This is a genomic window from Vreelandella sedimenti (assembly GCF_013416325.1).
Lineage (GTDB): Bacteria > Pseudomonadota > Gammaproteobacteria > Pseudomonadales > Halomonadaceae > Vreelandella > Vreelandella sedimenti.
Genome location: NZ_JACCGK010000031.1, coordinates 1 through 26,650, shown reverse-complemented (window position 1 = coordinate 26,650; position 26,650 = coordinate 1). Strand labels below are relative to the sequence as shown.

Here is a 26,650-nt window from a genome sequence, read left to right as displayed (position 1 = left end):
CGAGGAGGAGTCCATATACGCGCTACTAAATCTCGCAGGCACATGAAGGTGGGGATTCCAAGGGCGTGTGCACGTTTATGCAAATGGCCGTGGCACCCCACCCAACCCCGGCACCGCTGCACGCTGCTCAATCTCACCCAATAAAAAACCCCACAAGCTAAGCCTGCGGGGTTTTGGCGTTAACTGCTGCTTCCAAAACAGCGGCAGTAAGCGCGTTTAGCCGAGCAGGTGCTCGACGGCTGCACGCTCTTCGCGCAGTTCTTTCTCGGTGGCTTTCATCTTCTCTTGGCTGAATTCGTCAATTTCGAAGCCTTGAACGATTTCATACTTGCCACCCTGGCAACGCACTGGGTAGGAGTAGATGATGCCTTCGTCGATGCCGTAGCTGCCGTCAGACGGAATTGCCATGCTGACGATGCCTTTGGAACCCAGCGCCCAGTCGTGCATGTGGTCGATGGCGGAAGAGGCAGCAGAAGCGGCAGAAGAGGCGCCACGTGCTTTGATGATCGCCGCGCCGCGCTGCTGCACGGTGGGGATAAAGTCGTTTTCGTACCAGTCGCGCTCAACCAGATCGAACGCAGCTTTGCCGTCGACTTTGCACTGAGCCAGATCCGGGTACTGGGTGGCACTGTGGTTGCCCCAGATGATCATGTTTTCAACGTCGGTGACGTGCTTACCGGTTTTCTGTGCCAGCTGGGTCAGGGCGCGGTTGTGATCCAAACGCGTCATGGCGGTGAACTGACCTGCGTCCAGATCCGGCGCGTTGCAGGAAGCAATCAGCGCGTTGGTGTTGGCCGGGTTACCGACGACCAGCACTTTCACATCACGGCTGGCGTGATCGTTCAATGCTTTACCTTGAACGGAGAAGATCGCTGCGTTGGCTTCCAGCAGGTCTTTACGCTCCATGCCTGGGCCACGCGGACGGGCGCCAACCAGCAGGGCGAAATCAGCGTCTTTGAACGCGACGTTCGGATCATCAGTGGCAACTATGTCTTGTACCAGCGGGAAGGCACAGTCGTTAACTTCCATTACCACGCCGTTCAGGGCGTCCATTGCCTGGGGAATTTCCAGAAGCTGGAGAATGACAGGCTGATCCGGCCCCAACATGTCGCCAGCGGCGATGCGGAAAATAAGAGAGTAGCTGATCTGACCGGCGCCGCCGGTAATCGCAATACGTACTGGATCTTTCATCATTGCTCCTTGATTGGTTCGCCTAGGGATGGTTCTCGCCTGAGGAGTGGCTTAACAGAACTCAAGACGCAAAGATGGTATGCCCAGCCAACGAAAAACTCAATCAGACATGCGGCTAGGCTTTGTCGAAAGCTGCCTGTGCTCGACAATACAGTGTTAATAATCACCTCGTGCGCAGGTCCGATCAAAACACTCATTTACCGGTAAACTCCTTCTTTTCGTGGGTTTTGCCTCGTCTTCGCTCGCCGGCTTTTTCGTACAAATCCCACTATCCATTTACCATACTTGCTATCCGCTCAATGGCTTGCTACTCGCTGAAAAGGTTGAGTTGCGCTATGGTATCTTCGGCTTTATGGCCTCCTTTCTTGTTTTGCTAAGGACATGGATGCTCCATGCGAAAAATCCCGTTCTCTTATGCCTTGGCTAGCCTACTGGTGCTGGCGCTAGTGATATGGCTCGCTTTTGGTAATTTTCAGCGTTTTCAAACTACGCCCCCAGACGCCCCAGCGCGCAACGAAGCAGGTTCGCGGGTTGAAATTGTCGTGCAGCAAAGCACGCCGTTTATTCCTCAGCAAATCGTCCAGGGCCAATTGACGGCAGAGCGTGAAACCGTCCTGCGCGCCAACGTCGCAGGCTTTGTGGCCGAGAAGCCGGTCGCGCAAGGTAGCCGCGTTGCGGCGGGCGACACGCTACTGGTGCTGGATAATGACGCCCTGCCCGAGCAGCTACAGCAGGCCCGGGATGAACTAGCCGTGGCCGAGGCGGAGTATGCCGGCGCTCGCAATCTGCGCCAGCGTGAGCTGATCTCCCAGCCCGAGTTACTACGCCTACAGAGCGCACTAAGCGCCAGCGCTGCTTCCGTGGCGCAACTACAGAAGCAACTGGACGACAGCCGCCCCACCGCGCCTTTTGATGGCATGCTGAACCGTGTTAAGGTGGAGCTAGGCGACCTGCTGCAGCCCGGCGAAGAGTGGGGCCAGTTGGTCGATGACCGCCGTTTGAAAGGTGCCGCCTGGGTTTCTCAGCAGCAGGTGGGCGATTTAAGCGAGGGCTTACCGGTAACCGCGCGGCTACTCAATGGCGACCACCTCGAAGGTGAGCTGACCTTTGTTAGTCACCGCGCCGAAGAGGCCACTCGCAGCTTTTATATCGAAGCCACGCTGGATAACCCGGCCGGTAAACGCTTGGCAGGCGGCAGTGCAGAGTTGACCATTACGCTACCACCTCGCCAGGTGCATACCCTTTCGCCTGCGCTGCTGAGCTTGAATGGCGAAGGCCAACTGGCGGTCAAGCACCTGGATGAGAACGACACAGTACAGCAGACCACCGTGGAACTGGTAAGTGCCGATACGCAGCGCGCCTACGTGACCGGCCTACCCGACCCGCTACGCCTGATCACGTTGGGCGCGGGCATGGTGGATACCGGTGAAACAGTGACCCCGGTGCCTGTTGAAGAGGCGATTATTTCACAGCCGCCGGCACAGGATAGCGTTCATGCGCCAGTTGATTAATGCGGCGCTAGCCCACACCCGCACGACATTACTGCTGTTGGTGAGTCTTCTATTGGCGGGCATCACTGCCTGGCAGATGATTCCTAAAGAAGCCAACCCCGACGTCACCATTCCAATGATTTATGTCTCGCTGTCACTGGAGGGGGTGAGCCCTGAGGATGGCGAGCGGCTGTTGATTCGCCCTATGGAGCAGGAGCTGCGTGGCATTGAAGGGTTGCGCAAGTTCACCGCCCAGTCCAGCGAGGGACATGGCTCGATTACTCTGGAGTTCGACCCCGGCTTTGATCCCGACACAGCGCTAACCGATGTACGTGACCGGGTGGATATTGCCCGCAGCGAGCTGCCTTCTGAAGCCGATGAGCCGCGGGTGATGGAGGTCAACGTCTCAGAGTTTCCCGTACTGACTATCGGCCTCTCCGGGCAACTGGATACCCGCGAGCGCATGACGATTGCCCGACGCTTGCAGGAGGAGATCGAAGGTATTGCCGATGTGCTGGAAGTCGATATTGCCGGTGAACGGGAAGACTTGCTGGAGATCGTCGTTGACCCCCTGGTGCTGGAGAGCTACGGCGTTGATTTTGACACACTATTTAATCAGGTATCGCGCAATAACCGCTTGGTGGCAGCGGGCAGTTTGGATACCGGCGCGGGGCGGCTGGCGCTGAAAGTCCCCGGCATTATCGAGTCCCTTGACGATGTTATGAATATGCCGGTCAAGGTCGATGAGGATCGTGTGGTCACCTTTGGCGATGTGGCCTGGATCAACCCCACCTATAAAGAGCCGGAAGGCTTTGCGCGCATTGATGACCAACCCGCGGTTGTGCTGGAGATTTCCAAGCGCGCCGGGGCGAATATTATCGCCACCATTGGCGCCGTCCGTGACCGCTTAGCCGAAGCCGATGATTTGCTCCCTGAGCAGCTACGCTTCACCACTATTCTGGATGAGTCGACCACCGTTGAGAATATGCTCTCCGAGCTGCTCAACAACGTTCTGACCGCCGTAGTGCTGGTATTGATTGTAGTGGTGGCGGTAATGGGGTGGCGCATGGCGTTGCTGGTCGGACTCACCATCCCCGGCGCTTTCTTAACCGGCATTCTGCTCATCTGGGCGTTTGGCTTTACACTCAATATCGTGGTGCTGTTTGGGCTGATCTTGGTGGCGGGCATGCTGGTGGATGGCGCTATCGTGGTCAGTGAGCTTGCCGACCGTCATCTTCGCGATGGCCAAACGCCTCATCAGGCGTGGCTCAACGCCGCTTCAAGAATGAGTTGGCCGGTGATTGCCTCGACGGCCACTACGCTCGCCGTGTTTATTCCCCTGCTGTTCTGGCCCGGCGTGGTCGGTCAGTTTATGAAGTACCTGCCCGCCACGGTAATTCTGTGCCTGCTGGCATCGCTGGCCATGGCGCTGGTGTTCTTACCTACTCTTGGGCGCCTGTTTACGCGTACCACCGCAACCACGGCAGGCGCTAACCATGATGAGGCGACGACCTCCTTTGGGCGCGGCTATCGCCACCTGCTGGCAAGGCTACTTATGCACCCTGCCTGGGTACTGCTGGTGACCGTATTGTTAATGGCACTGCTGTACACCGGCTATGCGCGTTTCAATCACGGCGTCGACTTCTTCCCAGCCGTGGAGCCTGACAGTGCCCAGGTGCTGGTGCGCGCTCGAGGCGACTTCTCTGCCGTGGAGACCGATGCCATTGTGCAGCGGGTGGAAGCCAAACTATCCGGCATGAGCGAAGTAAGAGCGCTGTACGCGCGCTCTTTTGCGGTGCCTAACGAGCAGATGGGCAACGACGTGATTGGCATGCTGCAGTTTCAGTTTATCGATTGGCATGAGCGCCGCCCTGCTCAAGCCATTTTGGACGATATGGCCGAACGTGCGGGGGATATTCCCGGCATTACGCTGGAATTTCAGGAGCAGGAGATGGGCCCCGGCGGCGGTAAACCAATCGTGCTTGAGGTCAGCGCCACGAATCCCGATGTCGCCAATGCGGGTGTTAATCAGATAACCCAACTGATGCGCGAGCTGGGTGGCTTTACCGATATTGAAGATAACCGCAGCCTTCCGGGCGTGGAATGGCGGGTAAACGTGGATCGCGAAGCAGCGGCGCGTATGGGCACCGATGTAACGACCATAGGCAGCGCGGTGCAGCTGCTGACGACCGGCCTTCAAGTGGCTAGCTACCGCCCGCCGGAAGTCAGCGATGAAGTGGATATCCGCGTGCGCCTGCCGCAACACTGGCGCTCGCTGGATCAGCTTGAGCGCTTGACCATCAATACACAGCGGGGCCAGGTGCCTATTTCGCACTTTGTGACTCTGGAACCAGCGCCAAAGGTCGGCACCCTTAATCGCATTGATGGTCGCCGGGCGATTACCATTGAGGCTGACTTAGCACCGGGCTATCTCGCCGATGAGCGCCTAACTGCCCTGCTAGCCGCAGGCAGCGACAGTTTGCCTGACGGTCTGATGGTCAATGTGGCGGGCGAGCAGGAGGATCAGCAGGAGTCGATGCAGTTCTTAGCCAGCGCCTTCTTGATTGCTATCGGTTTGATGGCGCTGATTCTGGTCACCCAGTTCAATAGCTTTTATCAGGCGGGGTTGGTGCTCTCGGCGATTGTGTTCTCCACCGCGGGTGTGCTGATGGGCCTACTGATTACCGGCCAGGCGTTTGGTATTGTCATGGTGGGGATGGGCGTGATTGCCCTGGCGGGTATCGTGGTCAATAACAACATTGTTTTGATCGATACCTATAACGAGTTGCGCGGCCAGGGTATGACGCCTGGCGAGGCCGCCCTTGAAGCGGGTTGTTTACGCCTGCGCCCGGTGCTTTTAACGGCGATCACCACGGTATTGGGGTTAATGCCGATGGTGCTGGGGATCAATATAGACCTGTTCACCCCTGCCCTGGGCTTTAATGCACCCTCCGCCCAGTGGTGGACGCAAATGTCGAGCGCCATAGCCGGTGGCCTCACCTTCGGCACTGCGCTAACGCTGCTGCTTACCCCCTGTATGTTGGTGATTGGAGGTAAATTACGGCGGAGGGGGTGAGTGGTGAGGGGTGAGGGGTGAGTGGGAATTGTAATGGTAAAAGCGCCGCTTGGCGGCGCTGTTTAATAGGGGGTCTTACTTAAGCGGGTGCTTTGGTGTGCTGCGGGCTGTGTGCGGCGTGCAAGCGCGCGATCAACTGGTCTTCCAGCGCGAAGCGTTCGGTAAGGCCGCGGGCTAAGCGGTCGATCCAGGCAGGTAGGCGGGCGATATTTTGCTCGCAGCTGAGCGTGGAGCCAAAATCGGTATCGAATTCCAACACCATCTCGGTGGACATTTCTAAACGCTCGAGCAACTTCTCCGCGATGACGAGCGCGCCCTCGTCGCTAAAGGCCCGTGCCTCTTCCGAAAGCTGGGGATAAATCTCAAAGTGACCGGCGCTGATGTAATCCATTAGCTTTTCACTAAACGTATCGATAGGCGCTTTGCTCACTGCTTCCAATTCAGCATCACACGCTTCTTTTAGCTCAATAAAGCTGATCAATAGCTGACGGCGCTGATCCAGCCAGCGGTCAATCAGGGAATGCACGCCTCCCCAGCGCTCCAGGGCATTTTTGCAATCTTCGAGCATGGGGCTTTCTCCTTAAAGTCACCTTTAACTGCTATTAATAACTACTATCAAACGCTCAGATCAAATAATAGGCTTAGAGTCGCGCCTCCCACTACCTCTGTCAATCCCAGCAAGTACGGTTTCCATGGTACTAAAAGTTTACTGCCCATAACGCTTTCTTCTATGGCTGATAACCAGCGCTCTCAAGCGGCGGGCACTGCCATATTGCTACTTCTATTTATGCTCTCATCTTCCGGGCACCATTGCGAGCATAGCCTGTGCCGGTCGCTAAGTGCTCGTACGCCTACTTACAGATAAATACTTTAAGCTTAAAAAGTTTATACTTGAATTTTATAAAACTCTCTCCTATCTTCATAAAAGAGAGTGTTTTCCGTGGAGAATAAAAATGAGAATCGCCTGCCTGGGTGGAGGGCCTGCCGGCCTCTATTTCGCTATCAGCATGAAGCTACACGACCCTTCCCACGAAATTGTGGTGATTGAACGCAATCGTGCAGACGATACCTTCGGCTGGGGCGTGGTGCTGTCAGACGAAACTCTCGACAACCTGGCGGCCAACGACCCGGTCAGTGCAGAGCGCATTCGTGAGCATTTCGCCTATTGGGATGATATTGCGGTCGTTCACAAAGGTGCCAAAACCGTCTCTACAGGCCACGGATTTTGCGGCATTGGCCGCCGCCAACTGCTGATTCTGCTACAGGAGCGCGCTCGCGAGCTTGGCGTAGAGATGCGCTTTGAAACCGATATAACAGAAGCCTCCATTGAGCAGTACCGGCGTGAGTATGACTTGGTCCTGGCCGCCGATGGGCTTAACTCTCGCACCCGCCAAACCTACGCCGATCACTTCAAGCCCGACATTGATGTACGAGCGTGCAAGTTCGTTTGGCTGGGTACCCATCAAACCTTCAACGATGCTTTTACCTTTATTTTCGAGAAGACCGAGCATGGCTGGGTGTGGGCCCACGCTTATCAGTTTGATAAGGATACGGCGACCTTTATCGTTGAATGCAGTGAAGCCACTTGGCAGGCGTTTGGCTTTGGCGAAATGAACCAGCAGGAATCGATTGCAGTCTGCGAGCGCATTTTTGCCCAGCATCTCGACGGTCACGCGCTGATGACCAACGCCAACCATATACGCGGCTCCGCCTGGATTAACTTTCCACGGGTACTTTGCGAGCGCTGGAGCTATGAAAACGTCGTATTGATGGGTGACGCCGCCGCCACCGCACACTTCTCGATTGGCTCCGGCTCCAAGCTCGCGCTGGAGAGTGCCATCACGCTGGCCAACTACTTGCACAGCGAAAGCAGCATGGCAGCTGCCGTTGCTCGCTATGAAGAGGATCGCCGCTTCGAAGTGCTGCGCCTACAGTCAGCCGCGCGCAACTCCACCGAGTGGTTTGAGCAGGTGGAGCGCTACCTGGATCTCGACCCGGTGCAGTTCAACTACTCGCTATTGACCCGCTCCCAGCGCATCAGTCACGAAAACCTGCGGGTACGCGACCCACAATGGCTAGAAAGTGCAGAGCGCTGGTTCCAAACCCAGGTGGGCAACCCTGGCAGCGCCCGCGCTCCGATGTTTGCGCCTTATCAACTGCGCGATATGACCCTGACTAATCGCGTGGTGGTTTCTCCCATGGCTCAGTACAAAGCCGTCGATGGCTGCCCTACCGATTGGCACTTTAGCCACTATGCCGAGCGCGCCAAGGGTGGCGCAGGCCTGGTGTATACCGAGATGACCTGCGTCAGCCCCACAGGGCGAATTACCCCAGGGTGTCCAGGTTTATACGCCCCGGAGCACGAAGCCGCGTGGAAGCGTCTTTGTGATTTCGTACACGCCGAAACCAAGGCCAAGCTGTGCGCCCAAATCGGCCACTCAGGAGCAAAAGGCTCTACTCAGCTGGGCTGGCAGGAGATGGATGCCCCGCTTGCGAATGGCAATTGGCCAATATTGGCAGCTTCAGCGCAGCCCTGGTCAGCGCGTAACCAAATACCCAAGGCAATGGATCGCGACGATATGGATCGGGTGCGCGACGAGTTTGTCAGTGCGGCGCAGATGGCCGATAGAGCGGGTTTTGACATGATCGAGATTCACGCCGCCCACGGCTACCTGCTCTCTTCGTTTATCACGCCATTAACCAACCACCGTGACGATGAGTATGGCGGCTCGCTAGATAACCGGCTGCGCTACCCGCTTGAAGTTATTAACGCCGTGCGCCGCGTTTGGCCTGTCCATAAGCCGCTTTCGGTGCGTATTTCTGCCAGCGACTGGTGCGGCGATGAAGGCATCACCCCCGACGATGCGGTGGAGATCGCCAAACGCCTGCGGGATGCGGAGGTGGATATTGTCGATGTCTCTGCCGGGCAAACCTCGACCCAGGCAAAGCCGGTCTATGGACGTATGTTCCAAACGCCCTTCTCTGACCGGATACGTAACGAAACGCCTATCGCCACCATGGCGGTGGGCAATATCTATCAGGCCGACCATGTGAACTCGATTCTGATGGCTGGGCGCGCCGACTTAGTCTGTATCGCCCGCCCACATCTCTCCGACCCTTACTGGCTACTGCACGTGGCCGCCGGGCTGGGTGATAGTGAGGTTGAATGGCCGGCGCCCTACCGGGCAGGGGCCGATCAGCTACAGCGCTTGGCTGAACGTGGCGAGGGCTGGGTATGAACCTAGAAAATAAGGTCCTGGCAGGCAAACGCGCCGTCATTACCGGTGGAGGCAGCGGTATCGGCGCCGATATGGCCCTGGCCTTTGCCCAGGCGGGCGCCGAGGTCACCATTACCGGCCGCCGGGAGACGGCCCTTCGAGCGGTCGCCGAGCAGCATGACGGCATCCATGTCGCCGTGGTGGATGTCACCGACGAAGCCGCCATGGTGGCGTTATTCGAGAAGGTCGGCAGTGTGGATATCGTTATCGCCAACGCAGGGGCGGCGGAGAGTGCGCCGTTCACAAAGACCTCTTTCGAGCAGTGGCAACACATGCTGAATGTAAACCTTAGTGGGGTGTTTCTGACCCTGCGCGAGGGCTTGAAACAGTTGAACGACGGTGGGCGATTGATTGCCGTTGCCTCCACCGCAGGCCTGAAAGGCTACGCCTATGTGGGTGCTTACTGCGCGGCCAAACATGGCGTGGTGGGGCTGGTGCGTTCACTGGCGGCTGAAACCGCCACCCGCGACATGACCGTCAATGCGCTCTGCCCCGGCTTTACCGACACACCGCTGCTGGCCGCCAGCGTGGAGAATATTGTGACCAAAACCGGCCAATCTGCCGAACAGGCCACTGCGCATTTTCAATCTACCAACCCCAGCGGACGCTTAGTCTCTCCTGCAGAGGTCACCGCGACGGCCCTATGGCTATGCGGGCCTAACAGTGGCGCAATAAACGGACAGGCGATATCAATCTCAGGAGGAGAGGTATGACAGCCGAGGGTCTAGAACAAAATAGCTTAAGCAAGGAGCGCCTGCGCTTATGGCTGCGCATGCTGCGGGTTACCCGTCAGGTGGAGTCCGAGCTGCGCGAGCGCCTGCGCACCGAGCACGACTCTACACTGCCGCGTTTTGATGTGATGGCCGCGCTATATGCCGCTGAGGAGGGCCTGAAAATGAACGAGCTCTCCAAGCGGCTGCGGGTTTCCAACGGCAACGTCACCGGCATTATTGACCGCTTGGTGGAGGATGGCGCCGTGGAACGTATTGCCATTGAGGGCGACCGGCGCGCCACGCGGGTCTGCCTGACCAGCGCTGGTCGCGAAAGCTTCAGGGCTATGGCCGTTGAGCATGAATGCTGGATCAATGCGCTATTTGAGGGTGTGACTGAAGAGGACGCCCACCACATAGGCGAGTTGCTGCATCGTTTACCGGCTGCTCCTAACGATGCCTCCTTATCTTAGCGACGGCGGCCCCGATTAATCACTGACAGGCGAGAACAAGCATATGAAGAGCATGGCTGACTTGGCCCCTGAGCATTTTATTTGGGAAATGAGAGGTGATGTCGCCGTTATCCGGTTGAATCGCCCAGAGCGCAAAAACCCGCTGACATTCGAGAGCTACGCCGAGCTGCGCGATACCTTTCGTGACTTGGCCTATGCATCCGATGTGCATGCCGTGGTGTTCACCTCCAACGGCGAGAACTTCTGCTCCGGCGGCGACGTGCACGAAATCATCGGCCCCCTGGTGGGCAAGGATATGAAGGGGCTGCTCGAGTTCACCCGCATGACCGGTGACCTGGTCAAGGCCATGCTGAACTGCGGCAAACCGATCATTGCCGCCGTCGACGGCATCTGCGTTGGCGCGGGGGCGATTATTGCCATGTCCTCGGATATTCGTTTTGCCACCCCGCGCGCCAGCACGGCGTTTCTGTTTACCCGCGTGGGCCTGGCGGGCTGCGATATGGGCGCCTGCGCTATGCTACCGCGCATTATCGGCCAGGGCCGCGCCGCCGACCTGCTCTACAGCGGGCGTAGCATGAGTGCCGAGGAAGGCCACCAGTGGGGCTTTTACAACCGAGTGGTCGAACCAGACTCCTTGGAAGAAGACGCCATTGCTTACGCCAACCGTCTGGCCCAGGGCCCCACCTTTGGCCACAGCATTACCAAAACCCAGCTAAATCAGGAGTGGTCGATGAGCCTGGAGCAGGCCATCGAATCGGAAGCCCAGGCCCAGGCGATCTGCATGCAGACCAACGATTTCGAACGCGCCTACCACGCCTTCGTAGCCAAACAAAAACCTGAGTTCAAGGGGGACTGATGAGCGACAAAAGCTTTCTAGCGTGGCCCTTTTTCGAGGCCAGACACCGCGAACTTTCCGAGCAGCTCGAAGCGTGGTGCCGCACTGAACTTCCCCGTGACCACAGCGATGTGGATGCGACCTGCATTCAACTGGTACGCGATTTAGGCGAGGCTGGGTTTCTGGAAGGCACTGCGGGCGAACATATCGATGTGCGCAGCCTGTGCCTGATCCGTGAAACCCTGGCCCGCCATGACGGCCTGGCCGACTTTTCGTTTGCCATGCAGGGGCTGGGTACCGGCGCCATCAGCCTTTATGGCAGCGATGAACAGAAGCGGTGGCTGGACAGAACCCGGCGCGGTGAAGCGCTTTCGGCCTTTGCCCTGAGCGAGCCCCGCTCCGGCTCCGATGTGGCGCAACTGGATACCACCGCTGAGCGCGACGGCGATAGCTACCGTTTGAATGGCGAAAAGACCTGGATCTCCAACGGCGGTATTGCCGATATCTATACAGTCTTTGCCCGCACCGGTGAAGGCCCCGGTGCCAAAGGACTTTCAGTCTTTTTAGTGCCTGCCGACACACCCGGATTGGAGATTCGTGAGCGCCTGGAGTCGGTGGCGCCTCACCCGCTGGCACGGCTGGGCTTCAACGATATGGTGCTGCCTGCCAGCGCGCTGATCGGCAAGCCTGGGCAAGGCTTTCGGATCGCCATGTCGGTGCTGGACGTTTTCCGCTCCACGGTCGGTGCGGCGGCCTTGGGCTTCGCCCGGCGGGCGCTGGAAGAGTCGCTCTCCCGCAGCCGCTCCCGGGAGCTGTTTGGCGCCACCCTTTCCGACTTACAGATGGTGCAGGGCCACTTGGCGGATATGGCGCTCAACGTGGATGCCGCCGCCCTGCTGGTTTACCGCGCTGCTTGGACGAAAGATCAAGGCGCTGAACGGGTGACCCGTGAAGCGGCGATGGCCAAGCTATTTGCCACCGACCAGGCCCAGCAGGTAATTGACCAGGCAGTACAGCTTCACGGCGGCGACGGCGTTCGCAAGGGCCATATTATCGAAAGCCTCTACCGGGAAATCCGCGCGCTGCGTATTTACGAAGGCGCTTCAGATGTACAAAAAGTCGTCATCGCCCGCAGCATGCTCGCGGAGGAATAAACAGCAAAAAGCCGTACAGCAGTTATCAAAAACAATAAAACACAACGCCAGACACCGTATCCCTGCCCGCGCTTCCTTTGAGCCGTGGGCAGGAATAAACAACGACACCAAATACGGAGGTTGGTCATGTACATCCAGTCGGCCCATGCTGATACTTTTGCGCGGGATAACCTGCCACCCACTGATTGTCAGCCTGAGTTCCTGCTCGCGGGCTACCATTATCCCCAACGACTTAACGCGGGCGTGGAGCTCTGCGACCGGCTGCTCGACCAGGGTCACGGCGAACGGATTGCCTTAGCGGGCAATGGCCGTCGGCGCACCTATCAAGAGCTCACCGAGTGGACCAACCGCCTTGCCCACGTGCTGGTCGAAGACCTGGGCGTGGTTCCCGGCCAGCGGGTGCTGATCCGCTCTGCGAACAACCCGGCCATGGTGGCCTGCTGGCTGGCCGCCACCAAGGCGGGCGCCGTGGTGGTCAACACCATGCCGATGCTGCGCACCAAAGAGCTATGCCAGGTAATCGATAAAGCGGAAATCAGCCTCGCCCTGTGCGATACCCGCCTACTCGATGAACTGGTTGAGTGCCAACAGCACAGCCCGGTACTCAAACGTGTGGTTGGCTTTGATGGCACGGCTAACCACGACGCGGAGCTTGACCGTTTAGCGCTGGGCAAACCCGCCTCCTTTAAAGCGGTGGATACCGCCGCCGACGATGTGGCGCTGCTGGGGTTTACCTCAGGCACTACCGGCTCACCCAAAGCCACTATGCACTTTCACCGCGACCTGCTGGTGATTGCCGACGGCTACGCCAAGGAAGTCTTGCAGGTAACGCCGGAGGACGTGTTCGTCGGTTCGCCGCCGCTGGCATTTACCTTTGGCCTGGGCGGGCTGGCCATCTTCCCGCTGCGCTTCGGCGCCACCGCCGTGCTACTCGAACACGCCTCCCCGCCCAATATGATGGACATTATCCGCGAGTATCAGGCCACGGTGGTCTTCACCGCACCAACAGCCTACCGGGCGATGCTCTCAGCACCTACTCGCCATGAGGATTTGAGCAGCCTGCGCGTGGCGGTTTCCGCTGGCGAAACCCTGCCCGCACCGATTTATCATGACTGGGTAAAGCAAACCGGCACACCGATCCTCGACGGCATCGGCGCGACAGAAATGCTGCATATCTTCATCACCAACCGGCTGGATGACCATCGCCCCAACTGTACCGGCAAGCCGGTGTCGGGCTATGAAGCGCGTATCGTTGATAACGACATGCAAGATGTCCCCCGCGGCACGGTCGGCAAACTGGCCGTGCGCGGACCTACCGGTTGCCGCTACCTAGCCGACAAGCGCCAGCAAAAATATGTCAAGGCGGGCTGGAATATCACCGGTGATGCGTTTTACCAGGATGAGGAGGGCTACTTCCACTTCGCCGCTCGCAACGACGATATGATTGTCTCGGCGGGCTACAACATCGCGGGCCCCGAGGTGGAAGCAGCGCTGTTGGCCCACCCCGCCGTTAAAGAGTGCGCGGTGATCGGAGCGCCTAGCCAGGAGCGTGGCCAAATTGTCGAGGCTTTTGTTGTTCTAAACGGTGGTTTTCAGCAAGATGAAGAATGTCAGCAAATGTTGCAGGACTTCGTGAAGCAGACCATCGCGCCGTATAAGTACCCTCGCTCCATACGATTTATCGAGGCACTACCTAAAACATCCACGGGTAAGGTTCAGCGCTTTCGACTGAGCCAGGAACATTACCCGAGCGCTGGCTCTCCTTGCACTAACAGCACCAAAACTAATAGCACCAACGTATGACCCTCTAAGCAATAAACGATTAAAAAATGAGGAATGATCCATGAAAATGATATCCCGCTTTGGCCTTGGCTTACTGCTCTCCTCCAGCCTGGTGACGGCTCATGCCGATGACGTCAAGATCGGCATGATCACCACCCTTTCAGGCGGCGGTTCGCACCTGGGTGTGGACGTTCGCGATGGCTTTATGCTGGCGCTTGAGCAATCGGGCCGCGACGATGTGGAAGTGCTGATTCAAGATGATGCCAACCGCCCAGACTTGGCGCGCAGTTTGGCCAATGAGTTTATGCAGCGCGACGAGGTCGATATTCTGACTGGCATTATCTGGTCCAACCTGGCGATGGCGGTGGTGCCTACCGTCACACGTCAGGGCACTTTCTATCTCTCCCCCAATGCTGGCCCTTCCGATCTGGCTGGTCGCATGTGCCATGAAAACTACTTCAACGTGGCGTATCAGAACGACAACCTGCACGGCGCCATGGGTGCCTACATGCGCGAAGAGGGGTATGAGCGCCCGATCATCATGGCGCCCAACTACCCGGCGGGTACCGATGCGCTGGCAGGCTTCAAACACCTTTATGAGGGTGAGGTCGTTGGCGAGCTTTACACCCAAATGGGTCAGACCGACTACGCGGCTGAAATTGCCCAGATTCGCGACAGTGATGCCGACAGTTTGTTCTTCTTCCTGCCCGGTGGTATGGGCATCTCGTTTATGAAGCAGTGGGAAAGCTCCGGTGTCGATATGCCGATCTTTGGTGCGGCCTTCTCGTTTGATGAAATTCTTATCAAAGCGGTAGGCAGTGCGGCGATTGGCGCACGCAACACCTCGCTATGGGCATATGACCTGGAAAACGAGGCCAACGACCGCTTTGTGGAGGGCTTCCAAGCCGCCTATGACCGCATGCCAACACTATACGCAGCGCAGGGTTACGACACCGCCAACCTGATTCTTAGCGCGCTTGAAACTGCCCACCCCGATGACAAAGACGCCTTCCGCGAAGCGCTGCGGGCCGCCGACTTTGACAGCGTACGCGGTGAGTTCCGCTTCGGCCCGAACCAGCACCCTATCCAGGATATTTACGTGCGTGAAGTCGTGGAGGGTGACGATGGCGAGCCCACCAATCGCCTGATCGGTGTCGCCATCGAAGATATCCAAGACGTCTACTACGAGCAGTGCCAGATGTAAGCTCGCCTCGGCTGGGTGCATGCACCCAGCCATTTCTCTTCACCTTCGTTAAGGTTAACTAACGTGTCCGTTACCCTGCTAATTGAGCAATTACTTAACGGCGTGCAGCTCGGCACGATGCTGTTTTTGATGGCCAGCGGCCTCACTCTGGTGTTTGGGGTGATGGGGCTGATCAATCTTGCCCACGGCTCTTTTTATATGGTGGGTGCCTACGCTACGGCGGCGGTGACTGCCTCAACGGGCTCTTTTTTAATTGGCCTTGGGGCTGGCATGGCTGCCGCCGCGATGGTCGGCGCGTTGGTAGAGCTGCTGGTGATCCGTCGACTTTATCACCGCCCTCACCTGGACCAGGTATTGGCAACCTTTGCGCTGATACTGATTTTTTCCGAAGGCACGCGCTGGATTTTCGGGTCGTCGCCTATGCGGCTTAGCCCGCCTTCCTGGCTAACCGGTTTTGTCACCTTGCCGGGTGATACTCGCTACCCCATCTATCGGCTAATGCTGATTGGCGTGGGTATTGTTATTTCGATTGCCCTTTACTTTTTGATCTCTAAAACACGCTTAGGCATGCGTATTCGAGCCGGAGAAAGCGACCGTGAAATGATTGGTGCGCTGGGGGTGAATATTTCAAAGCTGTATACCGTCGTGTTTGCCTTGGGCGCCGGCTTGGCAGGCTTGGCCGGTGCATTGGTAGGGGCGCTGCAGTCGGTTCAAGTAGGCATGGGCGAGCCGGTGCTGATCCTGGCCTTTGTCGTCATCGTAATAGGCGGTATCGGCTCAATCAAAGGGGCGCTACTAGGTGCCCTGCTGGTGGGCGTGGTCGATACGTTGGGGCGCGTCTATTTGCCCATCTTTTTCCGTGCGTTTATGCCGCCTTCTGAGGCGACCGGGGTTGGGGCTGCGCTGGCCGCGATGCTGATCTATATCCTCATGGCCGTCATTCTCGCGTTCAAGCCTAAGGGACTGTTCTCTGCCCATGACTAATACCACTTCCATGTCCAAGAACGCTGCGCTAGCGCCCGAAGCGGATAGACCTTTTGACCGCAAAGGGCTGGTTCAGATGGCCCTACTCGGCTTGCTGTTACTGCTACCGGTGGTGGCTTATTTCTCAGGCCACATTTATTACGTCAACTTGGCCTCGCGTATCACCATTATTGCCATGGCGGCCGTTGGCCTTAACCTGGCAATTGGCTATGGGGGCATGGTGAGCTTTGGCCACGCGGCCTATTTCGGCCTAGGTGGCTATGTGGCAGGTATCAGTGCTTATCACGCTTTTGATATGACCCCGTTTATGACGTGGCCCTTCAGCGTACCGGGCAGCGACAATTTACTGGTGATATGGCTCGCCGCCATGTTGCTGTGCGGGCTGCTAGCGCTGGTCATCGGCGCTATCTCACTGCGTACCACGGGGGTCTATTTCATTATGATCACCCTCGCCTTTGCGCAGATGATTTACTACTTTGCCAACTCCTGGCCGACCTATGGCGGCGAAGATGGCCTGCCTATTTATATTCGCAACACCCTGCCCCTGTTCAATAACAACATGCTCGATAGCAGTGATGCACTCACCTATTTCCTGATCTGCTTCACCGGGCTTGTGTTAGCGATGGCAATTACCTCACGAATGATGAAGTCGCGCTTTGGAGCGGCCTTGACCATGGCACGGCTTAACGATGTGCGCCTTGCCACTGCCGGGCTCAGCCCCTACCCCATTCGCTTGGTGGCCTTTGTGATTTCTGCCGCGATTACCGGCCTTGCTGGGGCACTCTATGCGGATCTGAATGGCTTTGTTAGCCCGACAATGCTCAGTTGGCACTTCTCCGGCGAACTGATGGTCATCGTTATTTTGGGCGGCGTGGGGCGCCTTTACGGCCCGTTAGCCGGTGCGGTGCTGTTTGTGATGATGGAAACCTTTCTGGGGGGAGTCACCCAATATTGGCAGCTCTTCCTGGGGCTAGTGCTGCTTGGGGTGGTGCTATTCGCCAAACATGGTGTGATGGGTTGGCTGGCCGGGAGGGAGCGCAATGAGTGATGTGGTTCTTTCACTACAAAACCTGCATAAGCGCTTTGGCGCACTACAGGCGACCAGCGATGTTTCGTTGGATCTTAGACCCGGGGAGATTCACGCTTTGATTGGCCCCAACGGCGCGGGGAAATCGACCCTGATTGGCCAAATCGCGGGGAATATACGTCCTGATGAAGGGAGTGTTTACTTAGCAGGCAGTGAGATCACGAGCATGAGTATCGCTCAGCGGGCGCGCCTAGGCCTGGGGCGTAGCTTTCAGGTCTCCTCGTTGGCGGAGCCGCTATCGGTGATGCGCAATGTAATGATGGGGGTTCAAGCGCTGCAGAGTCACAGTTTTCGGTTCTGGAAGCCCGTCGCTCGCGATCAGCAACTGCTTGAACCAGCCTATGCGGCGCTGGAACGCATGCAGCTTAGTCACCGCGCCTGGACGCCGGTGTATGAGCTATCTCACGGCGAGCGCCGTCAGGTTGAGGTGGCCTGCGCTCTGGCGCTCAAGCCCCGCGCCCTGCTGCTGGACGAACCCATGGCAGGCTTGGGCCCAGAAGGGTCAGCGAAGCTGACCGAGCTGCTGGAGGCGCTAAAGCTGGAAGTGCCTATCCTGCTGATCGAGCACGATATGGAGGCGGTGTTTCGTCTGGCTGATCGTATCTCTGTACTGGTATCAGGAAGCGTTATCGCCCATGGGGATAGCCACACTATTAGGCAGGATCCCCACGTCCGTGAAGCCTACCTGGGGGATTCTGATGCTTAAGGTTGCTGATATTGAAACGTTTTATGGGCCTTCTCAGGCGTTATTTGGCGTGAATCTTGAAGTAAACGCTGGTGAGATGGTCGCCCTCATGGGGCGTAACGGTATGGGTAAAACCACTACTATCCGCTCGATATTCGGTCTGACTCCGGCCAGCCGCGGCACGATTGAGTTTGAATCCCAGAACATACGCCGCTTACCCGCTTTTCGTATCGCTAAAGCGGGGCTTGGCTTGGTGCCGGAGGGGCGCCGCTGTTTCGCTAATTTGTCGGTGCGCGAAAACCTGTTGGTGACCGCCCGCCCAGGGGAGTGGACACTGGAGAAAGTAGCAACGCTGTTTCCGCGCTTGGAAGAGCGCCGCGCGCAAATGGCCAAGACCCTCTCTGGCGGTGAGCAGCAGATGCTGGCTATTGGTCGGGCGCTGATGACCAATCCGCGTTTGCTGGTGCTGGATGAAGCCACTGAAGGGTTGGCGCCGGTTATTCGCCAGGAGATCTGGCGGGCGATTCGGCTGCTCAAGGAGCAAGGTCAAGCCACGCTGCTGGTGGATAAGTCATTAAGCGAAATTCTACCCATCGCCGACCGCTGCACCATCCTGGAAAAAGGCTGCACCGTGTGGGATGGCCAACCCGCCGCGCTGGACAGCACCGTGCGTGACCGTTATCTGGGCGTGTAGGGAGGAGAAAACAGTGGCGTTTACTACCCAGCGAAAAGTTCGTTTTCAGCACTGTGATCCGGCGGGAATCGTTTTTTACCCCCGCTATTTCGAGATGATTAACTCCGTGGTGGAGGATTGGTTTGAGGAGGTGGTGCAGCGCGACTTTAACCAACTGCATGTTGAGAGCGGTACAGGGGTTCCCACCGCCGCTATCGACACCCAGTTTCATGCGCCGAGCCGGTTAGGCGAACGACTCACCTTTGAGTTAGCGGTTCAAACCGTTGGGCGTAGCAGTCTGACCCTTCAGATTATCGCTTATTGCGGTGATCAGAAACGTCTAACCAGTAGTTCAACCCTTGTATATGTGGATCTAAATAGCGGTAAGCCAGTGCCCTGGACAGAGGCTATGCGCCAGCACTTTACCGTCGAAAACTTATAAGGATAGCCATAATGAGTGACGCCAACTTTCATCAGCTTCTTCACCCTTCGCATTGGAAAGCAGCGGTGGGTTACGCTAACGGCGTGCTGGCTGCAGGCCAGAGTGTGTTTGTAGGTGGGCAGATTGGTTGGAATCCCGACCAGGTATTTGAAAGCGACGATTTTGTCTTTCAAGTGAATCAGGCGCTGCAAAATATCGTGGCGATCTTAAAAGAGGCGAATGCAGGCCCGGAACATATCGTGCGGTTGACCTGGTATGTGACGGACAAGCGGGAGTATTTGGCGCGGCTTAAGGAGGTGGGCGCCGCCTACCGCGAGGTGCTGGGTAAACATTTTCCGGCGATGACGATGGTTCAGGTGGCGGGGCTGGTTGAGGATCAGGCTAAGGTGGAAATCGAAGCGACGGCGGTGATTCCAGCCGTATAGCGGTATGAGTACGGGGCAGCAGCAGGGTGCCGCGGNAGGGTGCCGCGGGGGCGCTGTGAACCCCTCCCTGGGCGCTACTTTTTCCATCCCTGGAAAAAGACCCCCGCTATACCCTGCCCCAGCCCCTCGCTGGAAGCCGAACTTTCAACACCCCTAACTGGACGCTGCTAGGTATTAGCAGTGAAACCCTTTAATCCACTCAACTAAACAACCATCGTTAAGATAGTGCTCAAGAATCGAGAAGTGGTCTACGTCGGAAAGTAGCTGCTGAGTCACTGTTTGGCCTTGCTGGCTCAAATGCTCAGCATAGCTGCTCATCTGGCGCTCGAACTCTTCTGACTCCAGGCCCCCTGCTACCAGCTTTATAGGCGCAGGTACTCGGCATGGCAGCCATAAAGGGCTGAACTCCTGCACATCGCGCCCGCTAAGCTGAAGTTTGGGCTGCAGCCACGACCAAGGGAAGGGCCGCAGGTCATATAAACCGCTGATGCAGAGCGCACCGCAAATCAACTGGTTGGGTAAGCCAAAGGTGCCTTCCCAGTCCGTCGACATTAGCATCGCGCATAGATGCCCACCTGCCGAGTGCCCCGAAATACTCAGCTGCTCAGGATCAACGCCTAATTCACCGGCATGGCAATAAACATAGGCCACCGCTGCTTGGCTCTGCCGCACCAGTTCGCTAAAGCGTACATGCGGGCAGAGCGCGTAGTTGACCACCGCGACGGTGATCCCGGCGTTAACCAAGTCATCGACGATAAAGCTAAATTCACGATGGCTCAGCGAGCGCCAATAGCCGCCGTGGAAAAACACATGCACCGGCGCCTTTGGGTTATCGGTATCAGGTGCATCGGCATGAAAGATATCCATGCGCTCCGCAAGCGTTGGGCCATAAGGCAGATCGAGACTTACTTTGTGGCTTGCGCGGTGGTGCGCCTGTGACGCTTCACTGCGCTGACGCCACTTCTTTACCAACACCAGTGGGTCTCGACCGAGCATCGGGTCGTAGGCACGGTCGATCTCTTCTTGAGTCACAAAGTGTTGATAAAGCATGTCGGTCTCCTTATCGCTGGCGCACGGCTATCCCCGGCTTTTAAAAAACAGCATTCGCAGCGGGGCGAGTGCCAGAATGGCAAAACCGACCAGCGTCCACGCGGGTAACGAGAGGCCAAGTAGGGAAAAATCGATATTAGCGCATTCGCCTGAGCCGGTTAACACCATGGCTACCACGTCCTGCATGGGCAGAATATCCATCATGTAATCGAGCCCAGGGCCGCAAGAAGGTACTTCATCGGCGGGCAAGCCTTGCAGCCAAACGTGACGCCCGGCGATAAAGGCACCGGTTCCCACAGCAGCCAGCGACAGCAGCCCGTAAATCACTTTGCCCACACGCCCGGCGGGGCTGTGGATAGCGGCTATCGCGAACACGATACCAGCGGCGATCACCGCTACGCGCTGAAAGATACACAGCGGGCAGGGTTCATATCCGCCGATGTGCTCCAGCCCCAGGGCTACCGCCATCATTAAAACGCAGAAAGCTAAACCAGCAAGGGCGGCCGAGCGAAAGGAGTGGAGAATCATTGTCTAACCTCAGATGGCAGCGCTGACATAGCGCGGGACTCACGAGCTTTAGTGAAATAGACCTGCAAGAACTCCTCAAAGGTCTCTTTATCAGCGGCTTCAATATCGTGCTGCTGCTGGTGCGAGGTCTCAATCAGTTGGGCAAGCAGTGCTTCGCGGCTGCGCTGCATAGGTTCTGCTTTCAGCTGCTCCGCCTGCTCTTTGGCCAGGCTAAGCATTAAATCACTCAACGAGCCGCCGTTCGCTTTTAGCCGTTCGAGCACCTGGGCTGAGGGCGTTAGCGAAGGGTCGGCTAGGCGTGGCTCTAAATTTGCCAGTGCGTCAGCATGCGGGCTCCCCTCTTCGACCGCATCCAGCAGGCGGGCAACTTCGCCCATCTCTGCAAAAATCTGCTCGCCCCACTCACGCACCGAGGTGGTTTCACCGTGGTTGATTAGCGTGAGTTCAGGGTCACGGCCGCGCTCCACCACCCAGCGGCGGTTGTCGTCCAAGCGGTCGCACTCTTCGTCGGAAATCCACGGGCTGTCGCTGAGCAGACACCACATCAAAAAGGTATCCACAAAGCGCATCTGGTCTTCAGTGACGCCAAGGGGGTCGAAGGGATTTAAATCCAAACAGCGTACTTCGATGTACTCCACGCCGCGAGCTTCGAGGGCTTGGCTGGGCGTTTCGTTGTGCTTGGCAACCCGTTTGGGGCGAATGTCGCTGTAGTACTCGTTTTCGATCTGGAGAATATTAGCGTTCAGTTGGCGCCACTCACCATCCACGTTAACGCCCATTTTTTCATAGTCGGGCCACGGCGAAGAGATGGCGTGACGCAGGGTATTAACGTAGTTAGAGAGCGAGTTAAAACAGATTTTAAGCTGCGACTGTACTTTGTTTTGATACCCCAGATCGGACATCCGCAGGGTCGTCGCGTATGGGGCAAAGTAGGTGTCGTCGCTAAGCGACTGAAGCTTTTCGGGTACCTTACCCTGAGGCAAAAAGCTCTTATCAATGGCCGGTGAAGCGCCAAATAGGTAGAGCAACAACCAGCTATGGCGGCGGAAATGACGGATCATGCCGAAATAGCGGGTAGAGCGGTAGTCGTTAAAGGGGATATTGGTGGCTTTTTCCAACTCGCGTAGGGCGTGCCACATATCATCGGGCAGCGATACGTTGTAATGAACGCCAGCAATCGCCTGCATGATGCGGCCGTAACGCATGTCCAACCCTTTGCGGTAAACATGCTTCATGGTGCCCACGTTGGAACTGCCATAATCGGCAATCGGCACGCTGTCGTTGCCGGATAGCCTAGAGGGCATGCTGCCGGGCCAAATCCATTCGTTTTGCAGGTGATGGTAGGTAAAAGTATGCAGGTCAGATAAAAAGCACAGCGCTTCACCCGGCTGAGAGTAAACCGGCGTGATGTACTCCAACAGCGACTCTGAGTAGTCGGTGGTGATATGCGGGTGGGTTAATTTCGACCCCAGCGCGTGCGGATGCGGCGTTTGCGCAATGTGGCCAGTAGCATCGACCCGCAGCCCCTCTTTTTCAAGCCCACGACGCAGGCGGCCCAACCGACCAAGGCGCGCACTGGGAATCAGGCGCTCGACTTGCGCGGTCAGCGCGGATGGCACAGTGAGTGGTTCAGGCAAGGTGAACACTCCTTGTCAGTAAAGCCCGCCGTGAGCGGGCTTTGGTGTAGTCAGGTGGCATCGCCATCATCGCTGTTACAAAAACAGAAAACAGGATATGGCGGCAACGATCGTTTTTTCAAGACACGTTCGCTTCCAGGGTGCGCGACTATTTGCCGCCACGCGCTTTCAACAACGCGGCGCCCAGCGCACCCATAGGCTCTGGCGCATCCGCTTTATTAGCGTTGTTACGCTGGTTTCGAGCCGGTTTACGGGCAGCACTGTGTTGATCTTTTGGCGAGCGACCGTTCTTGTTGGCACCGCTGTTAGCATCGTTTTCAGTCTCCGGCTGATCATCGAGACGCATCGATAGTCCGACACGCTTACGGGGAATATCCACACTCATCACTTTGACGGTGACGATATCCCCTGCCTTCACCACGCTGCGGGGGTCATCGATAAAGCGATCGGATAGCGCCGAGATATGCACCAGGCCATCCTGATGGACGCCAATATCCACAAAAGCGCCGAAGTGCGTGACGTTAGTCACGGTGCCTTCGAGTACCATGCCGAGCTTGAGGTCTTTGAGAGTTTCGACCCCTTCGCGGAACTCCGCGGCTTTAAATTCCGGGCGCGGGTCGCGGCCGGGTTTATCCAGCTCTTTGAGGATATCGCTGACAGTGGGCACGCCGAAACGCTCATCGGCAAAATCGGCGGGCTTTAACGCTTTCAACGCGGTGCTGTCGCCAATCAAGCCACGTACTTCACGGCCGCTCTGCCTGGCGATACGCTCCACCAGTGGGTAGGCTTCCGGGTGAACGGCGCTGGCATCCAAAGGGTTATCGGCATTGTGGATACGCAGGAAACCCGCGCACTGCTCGAAGGTTTTGGCACCGAGGCGGCTCACTTCTAACAGCTCTTTACGGTTTTTGAAGGCGCCTTTGACATTACGCTGAGCAACGATATTTTCGGCCAGCGCGGCACTCAGCCCAGCTACCCGAGAAAGCAGTGCGCTGGAAGCGGTATTGAGATCGACGCCCACGGCGTTAACACAGTCCTCAATGACGACTTCCAGGCTGCGCGACAGCTGCACCTGGGAGACATCGTGCTGGTATTGGCCCACGCCGATCGACTTTGGCTCGATTTTAACCAGTTCGGCCAGCGGATCCTGCAGGCGGCGACCAATAGAGACGGCACCGCGCACAGTGACATCGAGATCCGGCATTTCCCGTGAGGCGTATTCAGAGGCGGAGTAGACCGAGGCGCCCGCTTCAGAGACCATCACTTTGCTTAACCGATGCGCTGGCGCCAGGGCTTTTAGCAGCTCGCCCGCGAGCTTGTCAGTTTCACGGCTGGCGGTGCCGTTACCCACCGCAATCAGCTCGACGCCGTGCTGTTTCACCAGCTTAGCCAGCACGCTCAAGGCTTCCTTCCACTGGTTTTGCGGCGCATGAGGATAAATAGTGGTGTGATCGACAAATTGCCCGGTAGCATCGATCACCGCAACCTTACAGCCGGTGCGCTGGCCGGGGTCGATGGCAAGGGTCACTTTCTGCCCCGCCGGTGCGGCCAGCAGCAGGTCTTTTAGATTAGCCGCAAACACTTCAATGGCGGTGAGCTCAGCCTGTTCGCGCAGGCGGCCCAGCAGCTCGGTTTCTAGGGCAGTGTAGAGTTTCACCCGCCAGGTCCAGCGGACGACTTCGGCTAACCATTTATCTGCCGGGCGTCCCTGATCGCTGATGCCAAACTGCTTGGCAATCGCCAACTGGGCGGGGTGAATGGGGGCTTCGTCTTCGCCGGGCAGACGAATCGACAGGCTCAGCACGCCTTCGTTACGCGCCCTGAACATTGCCAGGGCGCGGTGTGATGGCGCTTTGGCAAGTTTCTCATCGTGTTCGAAATAGTCGGAGAACTTGGCGCCCTCCTGCTGTTTGCCCTCCAGCACCCGGGCACTAAGCTCGCCCTCTTGCCACAGCCGTTCACGCAGTTGGCCAATGAGTTCGGGATCTTCGGCGAAGCGCTCCATCAATATCTGCTTGGCGCCATCCAGGGCGGCCTTGGTATCTTCGATGGCTGGAATATCGCCTTCTGCTGGACGCAGATAATTTTCCGCCTCGCTTTCCGGGTTAAGCGTTGGATCGGCAAGCAGTGAATCCGCCAGCGGCTCTAGCCCTGCTTCGCGAGCGATTTGCGCTTTGGTACGGCGCTTTTTCTTAAACGGCAGGTACAAATCTTCCAAGCGTTGCTTGGTCTCGGCGGCGTCAATGCTGGCTTTCAGCGTAGCATCGAGTTTGCCCTGCTCATCAATGGCGACAATTACCGCGGCGCGGCGCTCTTCCAACTCTCGCAGATAGCGAAGACGCTCATCCAACTGGCGCAGCTGGATATCGTCCAGCGCGCCGGTGACTTCTTTACGGTAACGGGCAATGAAGGGCACGGTGGCGCCGCCATCCAGCAGCTCCACCGTGGCGGACACTTGCTCGGGACGTACACCAAGCTCAGTGGCCAGGCGGGAAATAATACGCTGATTGACATCCATAAATTGCAACTAACTCATGCAGCATTTTTTAGTGCCAACAAGGTATCACAAACGCGCCACGGCTGGCATGACTTGCGGCTTCAGCGTCGCCACCCGTGGTCATCCCAGAACGGGCGGCGTGACTCGCGCTGTACGTCATCGCGGCTGATGCCAATATCTTTCAGCATGTCATCACTCAAGTGGCGCAAGGAATCCCGCTCGCGACGCAATTGGCGCCAACGATAGAACCTTTCCCGCCAGGTTACTTTGCTTACGCGCTGTTCTGTATGCTGGCGCTGCGCGTTTTGATGACTTACGACTGAGCACTCCATTTCAACCTCCTTATTGCCGTTTACAACGGCATTTCAAATAAGCGTTGAAGGAAGTATTGTGCAGCGCCTACAATCAATCCAACGAATACTCCTTATGCACAACATCAAAAAGATTGATACTCATGGCTATGCTACCCACGATCGATCACGAACTGCTACGTACCTTTGTTGCCATTGTTGATCAGGGCGGCTTTACCCGCGCGGCACAGACGGTAAACCGCACCCAATCGGCTGTGAGTATGCAAATTAAGCGTTTGGAAGAAGACGTTATTCAGCGCCCGCTGTTTGTGCGACAGAGCAAGCCGCTGCAACTGACCAGCGAAGGCCATACGCTGCTGGGCTATGCGCGCAAGATTTTATCGCTGCAGGGAGAGGCGCTGACGCTTCTACGCCAGCCGGATATGGTGGGTCGTGTGCGCCTGGGCGTGCCGGATGACTATGTCATGCGATTCCTGCCCGGCATTCTGAAAACCTTTTCCCAAGCCTGGCCGCTGGTTGATGTGGATGTGCACTGCGCGCCCTCTTCGGTACTCTCTCAGCAGCCTAAAGACAGCCTAGACCTGATCATTATGACCCGGGAAATAGGCGATGAGATTGGCACCCTATTAAGGCGGGAACCCACAGTATGGGTCTCCGCTGAGAGCCACAGCACTCATTTACAGACGCCAGTACCCCTTGCCATGTTTGAGGCACCCTGCTTTTGTCGGCGTCATGCCTGCAATGCACTGGATCGCGCAGGCCGGGCCTATCGAGTCGCGTACAGCAGCCCGAGCTTGGCAACGTTACAGGCGGTTGTGGGGGCAGGGTTGGCAGTGTCTGCCTGGATGGACAGCCTAGTCACCGCCAACATGCAGGTATTGGGCACCAAGGAGGGTTTCCCCGAACTCCCGGAGGCATCCATCGTTTTGCAGCACACCTCCTCCACCCAGTCACCGATTATCGATAGCCTGGCCGAACATATTGTTGAAGGGTTTAGGCTTTAATCAGTTAGATGCACGTTCAAGTAGCGCATGGTAACGAGGAGCGTGAGCTCACGGAACGACACCCCGTGGCACCCAACCAACCCCGGCACCGCTTCGCACTGCTTTCGCGCCGGGCCGCCGTCGCGGGTGCGCCG

The 26,650-nt window shown here is 57.3% G+C and carries 23 protein-coding genes; 16 read left to right on the top strand and 7 right to left on the bottom strand.

The genetic code is table 11. The annotated features are described in order from the left end of the window. Positions 1 to 216 precede the first annotated feature (216 nt). Positions 217 to 1,191, bottom strand: a complete 975-nt coding sequence (locus HZU72_RS22670; RefSeq protein WP_022519687.1) for a malate dehydrogenase — start codon at positions 1,189 to 1,191, stop codon at positions 217 to 219. A gap of 392 nt (positions 1,192 to 1,583) precedes the next feature. On the opposite strand from HZU72_RS22670, the gene HZU72_RS22665 reads away from it, so the two are divergent. Further along, positions 1,584 to 2,702 carry an efflux RND transporter periplasmic adaptor subunit gene (locus HZU72_RS22665; RefSeq protein ID WP_180096155.1) on the top strand — a complete coding sequence of 373 codons (1,119 nt, stop codon included), beginning with the start codon at positions 1,584 to 1,586 and terminating at the stop codon, positions 2,700 to 2,702. Beyond that, positions 2,686 to 5,757: an efflux RND transporter permease subunit gene (locus HZU72_RS22660; RefSeq protein ID WP_180096153.1), complete on the top strand. Its 3,072-nt coding sequence runs from the start codon at positions 2,686 to 2,688 to the stop codon at positions 5,755 to 5,757. The genes HZU72_RS22665 and HZU72_RS22660 overlap by 17 nt, the downstream gene beginning before the upstream one ends. Before the next feature lie 79 nt (positions 5,758 to 5,836). Here the strand turns inward: HZU72_RS22660 and HZU72_RS22655 are convergent, their stop codons facing one another. Then, positions 5,837 to 6,325, bottom strand: a complete 489-nt coding sequence (locus HZU72_RS22655) for an Rsd/AlgQ family anti-sigma factor (protein ID WP_009288487.1) — start codon at positions 6,323 to 6,325, stop codon at positions 5,837 to 5,839. A gap of 385 nt (positions 6,326 to 6,710) precedes the next feature. On the opposite strand from HZU72_RS22655, the gene HZU72_RS22650 reads away from it, so the two are divergent. From HZU72_RS22650 to HZU72_RS22590, 13 genes are all read left to right on the top strand, one after another. Continuing rightward, positions 6,711 to 8,996, top strand: a complete 2,286-nt coding sequence (locus HZU72_RS22650; protein WP_180096151.1) for a bifunctional salicylyl-CoA 5-hydroxylase/oxidoreductase — start codon at positions 6,711 to 6,713, stop codon at positions 8,994 to 8,996. Next, the gene (locus tag HZU72_RS22645; protein WP_180096149.1) at positions 8,993 to 9,748 is read left to right on the top strand and encodes an SDR family NAD(P)-dependent oxidoreductase; all 756 of its coding nucleotides are present in this window, start codon (positions 8,993 to 8,995) and stop codon (positions 9,746 to 9,748) included. Before HZU72_RS22650 ends, HZU72_RS22645 begins: the two co-directional genes overlap by 4 nt. Beyond that, the gene (locus tag HZU72_RS22640) at positions 9,745 to 10,218 is read left to right on the top strand and encodes a MarR family winged helix-turn-helix transcriptional regulator (protein WP_180096147.1); all 474 of its coding nucleotides are present in this window, start codon (positions 9,745 to 9,747) and stop codon (positions 10,216 to 10,218) included. The genes HZU72_RS22645 and HZU72_RS22640 overlap by 4 nt, the downstream gene beginning before the upstream one ends. Positions 10,219 to 10,261: 43 nt before the next feature. Beyond that, positions 10,262 to 11,074: an enoyl-CoA hydratase family protein gene (locus HZU72_RS22635; protein ID WP_180096145.1), complete on the top strand. Its 813-nt coding sequence runs from the start codon at positions 10,262 to 10,264 to the stop codon at positions 11,072 to 11,074. Then, positions 11,074 to 12,207, top strand: a complete 1,134-nt coding sequence (locus HZU72_RS22630; RefSeq protein WP_180096143.1) for an acyl-CoA dehydrogenase family protein — start codon at positions 11,074 to 11,076, stop codon at positions 12,205 to 12,207. The genes HZU72_RS22635 and HZU72_RS22630 overlap by 1 nt, the downstream gene beginning before the upstream one ends. A gap of 126 nt (positions 12,208 to 12,333) precedes the next feature. Next, entirely contained in the window at positions 12,334 to 14,010 is a 1,677-nt protein-coding gene (locus HZU72_RS22625; protein ID WP_180096141.1) for a benzoate-CoA ligase family protein, read from the top strand. Between the two features lie 40 nt (positions 14,011 to 14,050). Further along, positions 14,051 to 15,193 carry an ABC transporter substrate-binding protein gene (locus tag HZU72_RS22620; RefSeq protein WP_180096139.1) on the top strand — a complete coding sequence of 381 codons (1,143 nt, stop codon included), beginning with the start codon at positions 14,051 to 14,053 and terminating at the stop codon, positions 15,191 to 15,193. 63 nt (positions 15,194 to 15,256) lie between these two features. Continuing rightward, positions 15,257 to 16,177 (top strand): branched-chain amino acid ABC transporter permease, encoded by a 921-nt coding sequence (locus tag HZU72_RS22615; RefSeq protein ID WP_180096138.1) that lies wholly within the window; start codon positions 15,257 to 15,259, stop codon positions 16,175 to 16,177. Beyond that, positions 16,170 to 17,225: a branched-chain amino acid ABC transporter permease gene (locus HZU72_RS22610; RefSeq protein WP_180096136.1), complete on the top strand. Its 1,056-nt coding sequence runs from the start codon at positions 16,170 to 16,172 to the stop codon at positions 17,223 to 17,225. The genes HZU72_RS22615 and HZU72_RS22610 overlap by 8 nt, the downstream gene beginning before the upstream one ends. Beyond that, the gene (locus HZU72_RS22605; RefSeq protein ID WP_180096134.1) at positions 17,218 to 17,970 is read left to right on the top strand and encodes an ABC transporter ATP-binding protein; all 753 of its coding nucleotides are present in this window, start codon (positions 17,218 to 17,220) and stop codon (positions 17,968 to 17,970) included. Before HZU72_RS22610 ends, HZU72_RS22605 begins: the two co-directional genes overlap by 8 nt. Continuing rightward, on the top strand, positions 17,963 to 18,643 hold the full coding sequence (locus HZU72_RS22600; protein WP_180096133.1) for an ABC transporter ATP-binding protein: 681 nt from the start codon (positions 17,963 to 17,965) through the stop codon (positions 18,641 to 18,643). Before HZU72_RS22605 ends, HZU72_RS22600 begins: the two co-directional genes overlap by 8 nt. A 13-nt stretch (positions 18,644 to 18,656) precedes the next feature. Beyond that, the gene (locus HZU72_RS22595; protein WP_180096131.1) at positions 18,657 to 19,064 is read left to right on the top strand and encodes an acyl-CoA thioesterase; all 408 of its coding nucleotides are present in this window, start codon (positions 18,657 to 18,659) and stop codon (positions 19,062 to 19,064) included. Between the two features lie 11 nt (positions 19,065 to 19,075). Further along, positions 19,076 to 19,489 (top strand): RidA family protein, encoded by a 414-nt coding sequence (locus tag HZU72_RS22590; RefSeq protein ID WP_180096129.1) that lies wholly within the window; start codon positions 19,076 to 19,078, stop codon positions 19,487 to 19,489. Between the two features lie 174 nt (positions 19,490 to 19,663). Here HZU72_RS22590 and HZU72_RS22585 read toward each other — a convergent pair whose 3' ends face one another. The 5 genes from HZU72_RS22585 to HZU72_RS22565 all read right to left on the bottom strand — a co-directional run bounded on the left by HZU72_RS22585 (position 19,664) and on the right by HZU72_RS22565 (position 25,533). Next, positions 19,664 to 20,539 (bottom strand): alpha/beta hydrolase, encoded by an 876-nt coding sequence (locus HZU72_RS22585; RefSeq protein WP_180096127.1) that lies wholly within the window; start codon positions 20,537 to 20,539, stop codon positions 19,664 to 19,666. Between the two features lie 27 nt (positions 20,540 to 20,566). Beyond that, positions 20,567 to 21,067 carry a disulfide bond formation protein B gene (locus HZU72_RS22580; protein ID WP_180096125.1) on the bottom strand — a complete coding sequence of 167 codons (501 nt, stop codon included), beginning with the start codon at positions 21,065 to 21,067 and terminating at the stop codon, positions 20,567 to 20,569. Beyond that, on the bottom strand, positions 21,064 to 22,704 hold the full coding sequence (gshA, locus tag HZU72_RS22575) for a glutamate--cysteine ligase (RefSeq protein ID WP_180096123.1): 1,641 nt from the start codon (positions 22,702 to 22,704) through the stop codon (positions 21,064 to 21,066). Before gshA ends, HZU72_RS22580 begins: the two co-directional genes overlap by 4 nt. 148 nt (positions 22,705 to 22,852) lie before the next feature. Beyond that, positions 22,853 to 25,222: a Tex family protein gene (locus tag HZU72_RS22570; RefSeq protein ID WP_180096121.1), complete on the bottom strand. Its 2,370-nt coding sequence runs from the start codon at positions 25,220 to 25,222 to the stop codon at positions 22,853 to 22,855. A gap of 80 nt (positions 25,223 to 25,302) precedes the next feature. Then, positions 25,303 to 25,533 (bottom strand): DUF1127 domain-containing protein, encoded by a 231-nt coding sequence (locus HZU72_RS22565; RefSeq protein WP_180096119.1) that lies wholly within the window; start codon positions 25,531 to 25,533, stop codon positions 25,303 to 25,305. 122 nt (positions 25,534 to 25,655) lie between these two features. On the opposite strand from HZU72_RS22565, the gene HZU72_RS22560 reads away from it, so the two are divergent. Beyond that, a complete protein-coding gene (locus HZU72_RS22560) occupies positions 25,656 to 26,516 on the top strand; it encodes a LysR substrate-binding domain-containing protein (protein WP_180096117.1) in 861 nt (286 codons plus the stop codon). Positions 26,517 to 26,650 lie beyond the last annotated feature (134 nt).

Coding starts and splice junctions, on each gene's coding strand:
- HZU72_RS22670 (WP_022519687.1), bottom strand. CDS start 1,191: ATGAAAGATCCAGTACGTATTGCGATTACCGGCGGCGCCGGTCAGATC.
- HZU72_RS22665 (WP_180096155.1), top strand. CDS start 1,584: ATGCGAAAAATCCCGTTCTCTTATGCCTTGGCTAGCCTACTGGTGCTG.
- HZU72_RS22660 (WP_180096153.1), top strand. CDS start 2,686: ATGCGCCAGTTGATTAATGCGGCGCTAGCCCACACCCGCACGACATTA.
- HZU72_RS22655 (WP_009288487.1), bottom strand. CDS start 6,325: ATGCTCGAAGATTGCAAAAATGCCCTGGAGCGCTGGGGAGGCGTGCAT.
- HZU72_RS22650 (WP_180096151.1), top strand. CDS start 6,711: ATGAGAATCGCCTGCCTGGGTGGAGGGCCTGCCGGCCTCTATTTCGCT.
- HZU72_RS22645 (WP_180096149.1), top strand. CDS start 8,993: ATGAACCTAGAAAATAAGGTCCTGGCAGGCAAACGCGCCGTCATTACC.
- HZU72_RS22640 (WP_180096147.1), top strand. CDS start 9,745: ATGACAGCCGAGGGTCTAGAACAAAATAGCTTAAGCAAGGAGCGCCTG.
- HZU72_RS22635 (WP_180096145.1), top strand. CDS start 10,262: ATGAAGAGCATGGCTGACTTGGCCCCTGAGCATTTTATTTGGGAAATG.
- HZU72_RS22630 (WP_180096143.1), top strand. CDS start 11,074: ATGAGCGACAAAAGCTTTCTAGCGTGGCCCTTTTTCGAGGCCAGACAC.
- HZU72_RS22625 (WP_180096141.1), top strand. CDS start 12,334: ATGTACATCCAGTCGGCCCATGCTGATACTTTTGCGCGGGATAACCTG.
- HZU72_RS22620 (WP_180096139.1), top strand. CDS start 14,051: ATGAAAATGATATCCCGCTTTGGCCTTGGCTTACTGCTCTCCTCCAGC.
- HZU72_RS22610 (WP_180096136.1), top strand. CDS start 16,170: ATGACTAATACCACTTCCATGTCCAAGAACGCTGCGCTAGCGCCCGAA.
- HZU72_RS22605 (WP_180096134.1), top strand. CDS start 17,218: ATGAGTGATGTGGTTCTTTCACTACAAAACCTGCATAAGCGCTTTGGC.
- HZU72_RS22600 (WP_180096133.1), top strand. CDS start 17,963: ATGCTTAAGGTTGCTGATATTGAAACGTTTTATGGGCCTTCTCAGGCG.
- HZU72_RS22590 (WP_180096129.1), top strand. CDS start 19,076: ATGAGTGACGCCAACTTTCATCAGCTTCTTCACCCTTCGCATTGGAAA.
- HZU72_RS22585 (WP_180096127.1), bottom strand. CDS start 20,539: ATGCTTTATCAACACTTTGTGACTCAAGAAGAGATCGACCGTGCCTAC.
- HZU72_RS22580 (WP_180096125.1), bottom strand. CDS start 21,067: ATGATTCTCCACTCCTTTCGCTCGGCCGCCCTTGCTGGTTTAGCTTTC.
- HZU72_RS22570 (WP_180096121.1), bottom strand. CDS start 25,222: ATGGATGTCAATCAGCGTATTATTTCCCGCCTGGCCACTGAGCTTGGT.
- HZU72_RS22565 (WP_180096119.1), bottom strand. CDS start 25,533: ATGGAGTGCTCAGTCGTAAGTCATCAAAACGCGCAGCGCCAGCATACA.
- HZU72_RS22560 (WP_180096117.1), top strand. CDS start 25,656: ATGGCTATGCTACCCACGATCGATCACGAACTGCTACGTACCTTTGTT.